General features: G+C 37.0%; 8 protein-coding genes. All 8 read left to right on the forward strand.

Translation table 11 applies throughout. The annotated features are described in order from the left end of the window. Positions 1-6: 6 nt before the first annotated feature. The 8 genes from C3729_RS05385 (at position 7) to C3729_RS05425 (ending at position 6352) form a co-directional block, all read left to right on the forward strand. On the forward strand, positions 7-708 hold the full coding sequence (locus tag C3729_RS05385) for a hypothetical protein (RefSeq protein WP_133159944.1): 702 nt from the start codon (positions 7-9) through the stop codon (positions 706-708). Positions 709-759: 51 nt separating this feature from the next. Continuing rightward, complete coding sequence (locus C3729_RS05390) at positions 760-987, forward strand: hypothetical protein (RefSeq protein ID WP_024564043.1); 228 nt, start codon at positions 760-762, stop codon at positions 985-987. Between the two features lie 50 nt (positions 988-1037). Next, the gene (locus C3729_RS05395; protein ID WP_024564044.1) at positions 1038-2162 is read left to right on the forward strand and encodes a hypothetical protein; all 1125 of its coding nucleotides are present in this window, start codon (positions 1038-1040) and stop codon (positions 2160-2162) included. A gap of 63 nt (positions 2163-2225) precedes the next feature. Next, positions 2226-2462 carry a hypothetical protein gene (locus C3729_RS05400; RefSeq protein WP_123903502.1) on the forward strand — a complete coding sequence of 79 codons (237 nt, stop codon included), beginning with the start codon at positions 2226-2228 and terminating at the stop codon, positions 2460-2462. A gap of 115 nt (positions 2463-2577) precedes the next feature. Further along, positions 2578-3417 carry a toprim domain-containing protein gene (locus C3729_RS05405; RefSeq protein ID WP_024564046.1) on the forward strand — a complete coding sequence of 280 codons (840 nt, stop codon included), beginning with the start codon at positions 2578-2580 and terminating at the stop codon, positions 3415-3417. Between the two features lie 534 nt (positions 3418-3951). Then, positions 3952-4050, forward strand: a complete 99-nt coding sequence (locus tag C3729_RS05415) for a single-stranded DNA-binding protein (protein ID WP_228460372.1) — start codon at positions 3952-3954, stop codon at positions 4048-4050. A gap of 284 nt (positions 4051-4334) precedes the next feature. Beyond that, positions 4335-5165 (forward strand): tyrosine-type recombinase/integrase, encoded by an 831-nt coding sequence (locus C3729_RS05420; protein ID WP_024564048.1) that lies wholly within the window; start codon positions 4335-4337, stop codon positions 5163-5165. Further along, entirely contained in the window at positions 5162-6352 is a 1191-nt protein-coding gene (locus C3729_RS05425) for an IS91 family transposase (RefSeq protein WP_104793198.1), read from the forward strand. The genes C3729_RS05420 and C3729_RS05425 overlap by 4 nt, the downstream gene beginning before the upstream one ends. The last annotated feature ends 224 nt before the right edge of the window (positions 6353-6576 follow it).

Consider the following 6576-nt stretch of genomic DNA (forward strand, 5'->3'; position numbering starts at 1 on the left):
TATTACTTGGAACTTATCGACCGATTTTGGGACTTCAATCACAAGGCAAGACTTGGCTCTTCGGCAATTTCGCTCTATCTGTACCTTTTGAAATTAGGAAAGGACAACGATAGTTATAAGGTCGTTATTTCCGATGTTGCACTCGGTAATGCATTGGGAATAACTAGAAAAACCGTAAAACCGACCAAAGATAAACTTCGCGAGTTGGGTCTTGTTGAATTTGAGTCCAAAAGTGGATTTCCTTGTAATTACAGAATTCTGTTAAATTACTTATCTGATATTCCCATACTGGAGAAAATAGAGAAGGAAAAAATCGAAAAAGTACCAAGTTTGGAAATTGTTGAAAAACATGAAACTTTAAAGAGAAGCGATTCGTCCAAGGAAGTTGTTCCCAAAATCAGTAAATCTAGTGATAAAGTTTCCATTACTGATACTTCCAAAAGCAGCAAGTCAAAAATTATTCCCGAATTGGAAGAATTTATTCAGTTTGCAACAACTTTAGAGGATTATCAGCCTCTTTTGGACTCTGTAATTGAAGAAAAATATCATTCGTGGTTAGAAAACGACTGGCGGAATAGTTCTGGAAGACCCATTTCCAACTGGAAATCCTCATTAAAAAGTATCCTGCCCTATTTGAAGAATAGTCAAAATGATGATACAGTTTCCGTCGATTCCATTCCAAATATCAAACGACCGAAAACATCATGAAATCAATAAAAAGTCGATTTCATTTCTAACAAATCGTAAAAACTTAAAACAATGAAAATATCTGACTTAAAACCTGGTCAAAAAGTAACCATCAATAAAATATCTTACGAATATCTGGGTATCCAGAAAGTGAGGATCCCCAATATAGGAGAAGCCGAAAAAAGGGTGTTCAAAGCAACTGGTGTTGATTCCTACAAACACTACAATCTCATTGATGGAGACAAAACACTGAAAAGTGAGAAAATAAAACTAGTAAAGAAAACTGTTCGAACCAAATAATTACCATCTGAAATCAGGAAATAAGAAATCAGGAACATTAAGAATAGAAAATGTCTTTATCTGAAAAAGATTTGCGCCATGTCCGAAAGAAGTTTGAGGACAAGGGAGAAAAAGTTCCCGACAAGATTCGGCTGGGAAACCATTTCGTGGACGACTTTATTTTTGATGACCAACAAGCGGCGGACATCCCAATCAATGCGCTTCGAGTCATTTTCAATATCGTTGCAATTATCGGCAATGAACAGTTTCGTCCCGAAGACCGTCCGAAGCAACTTTCCCTATTTGATGAAGAATTTGAAACAGAAAATAACATTTTCGCCTCCATCAAAATCCGGAACAGTAAAATTTCTCCGAGTGGTTCCACAAAGCAGGTTGTGGATGCCTATGAGTTTCTCGCCAAATTTAAGATGGGATGGTACAAATCGCTTAATTCAAAAGGGAAAGAAATCAAAACATTTGGCGGACTTATTTCTACGCCAACCTATGACCAAAGAGGTTTTACCACATTTCTAATTAGCAGTTACTGGCTGAAAAAATTATTGGTTATTCCCGAATATAATTATGTACTCTATCATCTGGTGTATAATATCAGAAACAACAAACACATTATTTTCTCCATCTGGCTTTCAAAAATTCCCGAATCGGGAACAATGCTGAAGCTGGGTAATTTCAATAAAAAGTTTGGGTTAAATTATAAAAATACCAAAGATTTCTGCTTCAAATTTCTAAAGCCCATCAAAATCAATCTCGACAGATACAATAGTTTTTCTTTCCAATACAGGTATGAAAAGGATTCCATATTTATTGTTCCTATCTTAACCAAAGGATTTTCTCATCCATTTGAAGAAGCAAAAAAACTTATAGAATCAAACCAAGAGAATTTTAACCAAAGTCATAAAATTAACCGAAGATTGCTCTATTTCAAAAAACGATATAGATTAGACGAAGCCGAAACAGTCCAGTTTTTCCATCAATACGAAAATATACCGCAGACAAGGGAACTGATTGAAAGAGCCTTCAAGGAATTTATTAGGAACTGCAGAATGAGAAAGATAGCATCGACCGACTTTAAAGGTCAAAAATTTCTTATTGAAATTCAGGCACACATCAAGCATTTGTATAGAAATACAAAAATGGGAGAAATATTCCCTAATGGCTATCCGATGATTGTCTGATTTCGGAATTGCACTCACCACCAATTCGGAATTGCACTCACTAAAGTTAAAGAAATGTTAAAAATGAACAAAATAACAGCATCGAATTCGGAATTGCACTCACCCGAAGATTTAGAAAACACAAAAATTGTGGATAACCTAGCTGTTTTGTGGATAACTACGGTTATCAGAATAAATGGAAAAATCGATTCGGAATTGCACTCACCCCAAAACAGGCTTTATTTCGGAATTGCACTCACCCAAATTTCGGAATTGAACTCACTAGTTTTCGGAATTGAACTCACCGAAAAACACCATTAAATCCTTTGTGGCAAAAGAAGAATGCCGTTTGCTAAAAGTAATATAAAAATAAATTAAAAGTCTTTTTTATTTAAAAGGGAAATGTGGATAAGTAATTTGCATTAAAAGAAAAAAAATGAATTGCGAAAAAGTCAAGCAAAACGTCGGAATTCGGGCGGTTTTGGAGTCGTTCGGGCTGTTTCCGGTCAAAGAAAATCCGAAAACTGCGTTTTATTTTGCGTTGGACCGGGAGGAAAAAATTCCAAGTCTGGCGGTCGATTTTGTCAAAAACAAGGCGTTCGATTTTGGAAATGGAAAAAGTTACGATGTGATTTCAATTGTCCAACAGATAAAGAAATGTTCCGTTTCAGAAGCATTGAAATGCCTTTCAACATTGGATTTTAGAGTTCAAAATGAAATAAAATATCACGAAACTACTGGTCAAACATGCAATCAGATTTTAGAAATCAAAGAAATCCAGCATCCTGCATTAATTCAGTATCTGAAGTCCCGAAGAGTTTTTGAGCAAAAGCATAGGGTTAAGGAAATTCACTACGAATTGAAAGGAAGAAAATATTTCGGAATTGGATTTCAGAATAAGTCCGGAGGTTTTGAGATTCGCAATCCACAGTCAAAAATATGTTTGGGAAAAAAGGATGTGACGTTGATTGTTAATGATAACAATCTCAAGAACGAGATTCTCATATTTGAGGGCTTTTTCGATTATCTGACCTACCGAAATTTAGACAAATCAGATAATTCAAACTGTGATTACTTGACTTTAAATTCAACTGCAATGTTTTTCAAGGTGGAAGAAAAACTGAAACAATATGAGAAAATTTCACTTTTTCTAGACAATGATAAGAATGGGAAATCGGTTAAATTAAAAATTAAAAGTCAATACAAAAATGTAGAGGATTGCTCTTTAATTTATCATAATTTTAAGGACTTGAACGAGTGGTTTTGTAATATTTGATCAGTTTAAATCATTGGAGAAACCATTTTCCAATGAATTTCCTTTAGTTTTCCATTAACAACCACGTCCATTGATTAAGTTTCCCAACTGCGGTTGGGCTTTTACGTTTGCAAATGTAGGACGGCACCACCCACACAAAAAAATCTTTTTGGGTTTCTAAAAAAATTCTTTCCACAAGCTCCAACAATTTTTCCAGACACTCCTAAATCCTTCGGACAAAAAGATTTCAAGCCCGATTCGGAATTTTCTGCCTTTATCCAGCGGAACCGAATCGGGTTTTGTATGGATGGTGCCGTCCTATGTTCATGGGCAAAGAAAAAGCCGGAACCTCAGTTGTACGAATCAAATCAACCATAGACGTTCTTTGAAATCAACGGAAAAACAATAAAAATCCAGCAAAAAATACTGTTTTCTAACTTAATATAAAAAAAGAAAAATGCCGAGTGTCCTCGATACCAAATCAATTCACTCCCAACATTTGACCTTTGACAAAACAAAAATTAACAAAATATTAACATTTTAAAATTTAAGATTATGAACACAATCGTAGGTAGAATTACCAAAAATGCAGAAATCAACACCTTGAAAAACGATAAACAGGTCGTAAACTTTTCGGTAGCACCCAATGACTAAATTACTAAAAAAAGTGGAATTGAAAAGCATATGCGGCTAAATATTTAGGCTTTTCAATTCAAGACTTCATCCCGCATTTTGCCAATACAATGTTGAACTAAACCTTCGGTAGCTTTCTCAGCGCTATATTTAGTTACTTTGTAAAACTAATTAAAAATCAGTAAAATGGCAACAAAAAAAAGAGTGTAGAAGAGCTTAGAGAAAACAAGATCATCAATCAGGCAAAGCGCGAAGTTCCGGGATTTGCGGAGCTTTTGCATAGGTTTGAACGTACGGTTTCTGTATTGGGAAGAAGCCAAAGTACCTTTCAAAATTACTCCAGACACGTCGCTGCGGTGTCGCTACATTTCGGAAAAATTCCTACAGAATTGGATCCCGAGCAAATTCACGATTACCTTTTTTACCTTCAGAAAAAATCAAAATCACCTTCACAGTCGTATTTTAAACACACCGTTTACGGACTTCGATTTCTGCTTAAATCGGAAGGTTTGAGCTATGATTATTTGAGTCTTCCGGAAATTAAAAGAGAGAAAAAACTGCCTGTAGTGCTTAGTAAACAGGAGGTTTGGCAGATGTTGTCCGGCTGTAAACTTTTAAAACATAAAATTTTGATCGGCATTCTTTACGGCTGCGGATTGCGCTGTATGGAAGTTCGAAATCTCCGTTTGTGCGACTTAGATTTTGGTCGAAAACAACTCAAAGTGGTTCAGGGAAAAGGCAAAAAAGACCGCTATTTACCACTTTCCGAACATCTGATTCGTGGGCTCAAAAAGTATATCGAAGCGGAAAAACCGGAAGATTATCTCTTTGGAGAACCTCGTGGAGGGCGTGCTGGTGGCGATTTCGATTCCCGTTACTCCCAGCGCGGCGTTCAGTGGGCGGTAAAACAGGCATCAAAAACGGCAAACATCCTGAAAGAAGTGAGTGTTCATACGCTTCGTCACAGTTTTGCGACGCATCTTCTGGAAGATGGGATGGATATTTTGAGCATCAAAAATCTTCTCGGTCACGAAAGTATTGATACGACGCTGGTTTATCTTCAAATTGCCCAGCTTTCAACCCAAAAACTCTTTTCACCGCTCGATACCCTTTTTTCAGAATTTGGGAAGAAATGAGCGGTTTTAAAACCTCAAAAAAACAGTCAGTTCAACCTCAATCTCAACCTCAATACGAAGTCGCCGATGTTTTAAACAAATTAGGTTCAAAATTGGAAGATTTAGGACTTAATTCTTGGCAGTTAAGAACTTTATTTGCCTTAAAAAAGTGCAGAACTTCGGCTTTGGGCGGTCATATCGATGCTTGTGATGAATGTGGAAATGTAAGCATCAGTTACAACTCCTGCCGAAACCGTCATTGCCCAAAATGTCAGAGCAAAAACCGAGAGCAATGGATTGAAAATCGGGAAACCGAACTGCTTCCGGTACCTTATTTCCACGTGGTTTTTACGCTTCCTGATGTATTGAACAAAACCGCGCTTCACGAGCCCAAAATGTTGTACGATTTTTTATTTGAATCTGCCTGGGAAACGCTTCAAACGTTTGGTGAAAATCGAGGTTTAAAAATGGGAATGATTGCTGTTTTGCACACTTGGGGACAGAATCTGAGCCTTCATCCACATTTGCACTGCATTGTTCCGGGCGGTGGTGTGGATGAAAGCGGAGCTTGGAAAAACATCAGAAGTGACGGTAAATTTTTGTTTTCTGTAAAGGCTTTGAGCAAAGTTTTCAGGGCTAAATTTTGTGAGAAACTGAAAGCTAATTTAAAGGATAAATTCAATGAAAATCAAGAAAATGAATACGAAAAAATCAGGCAAAGTCTGTGGGAAAAACCTTGGGTAGTTTACGCCAAAAAGCCTTTTGGAAGCCCAAAATCGGTGGTGGAATATTTGGGTCGTTATTCCCACAAAATCGCAGTCAGCAACCAGAGAATCAGAAAAATTGATGCGGAGACGGTCACTTTTTCTTACAAAGATTACCGCCAAAAAGGCATCAAAAAGCAGATGGTTTTGAGCCACGAGGAGTTTATCCGCCGTTTTGCGATGCATATTTTGCCGAAAAGATTTGTGAAAATCCGTCATTATGGTTTGTTGAGCTCTACCTGGAAGCGTGAAAAACTCAAAATTTTGCAACAAAAATTAGGTATTCAAACCAAAGAAAAGCCCCTTTCTAAAGTTTTTCAGCCGAAATGTCGTTGTTGTAAAGTTGGAAATCTTGTGACGATTGCCACGTTCGATCTTCGAGGTCCGCCACAATGGTTTTTGGAGATGAGCCGAAATTTACCTGCTCCTAAATCTGCATTTTAAAAGATTTGGGTAAGGGAAATTATGCCCCAACGTGAAGGAAAACACGATAAAACCAAGAAAAACTCGCCAAAAACGAATGCCTAAAAAAAAGAGAACGTCCTGTTCTCTTGAAATATTTTCTAAAAACTTTACGATAAACCCATAGTGTTGAAAAAGCTCCCGAAGCTTCCGTTCAACAGGAGTTTCATTGTTGGCTCTTCGAGCCCAACGAAACTCTGGTTATT

The organism is Cloacibacterium normanense (genome assembly GCF_002943105.1).
Lineage (GTDB): Bacteria > Bacteroidota > Bacteroidia > Flavobacteriales > Weeksellaceae > Cloacibacterium.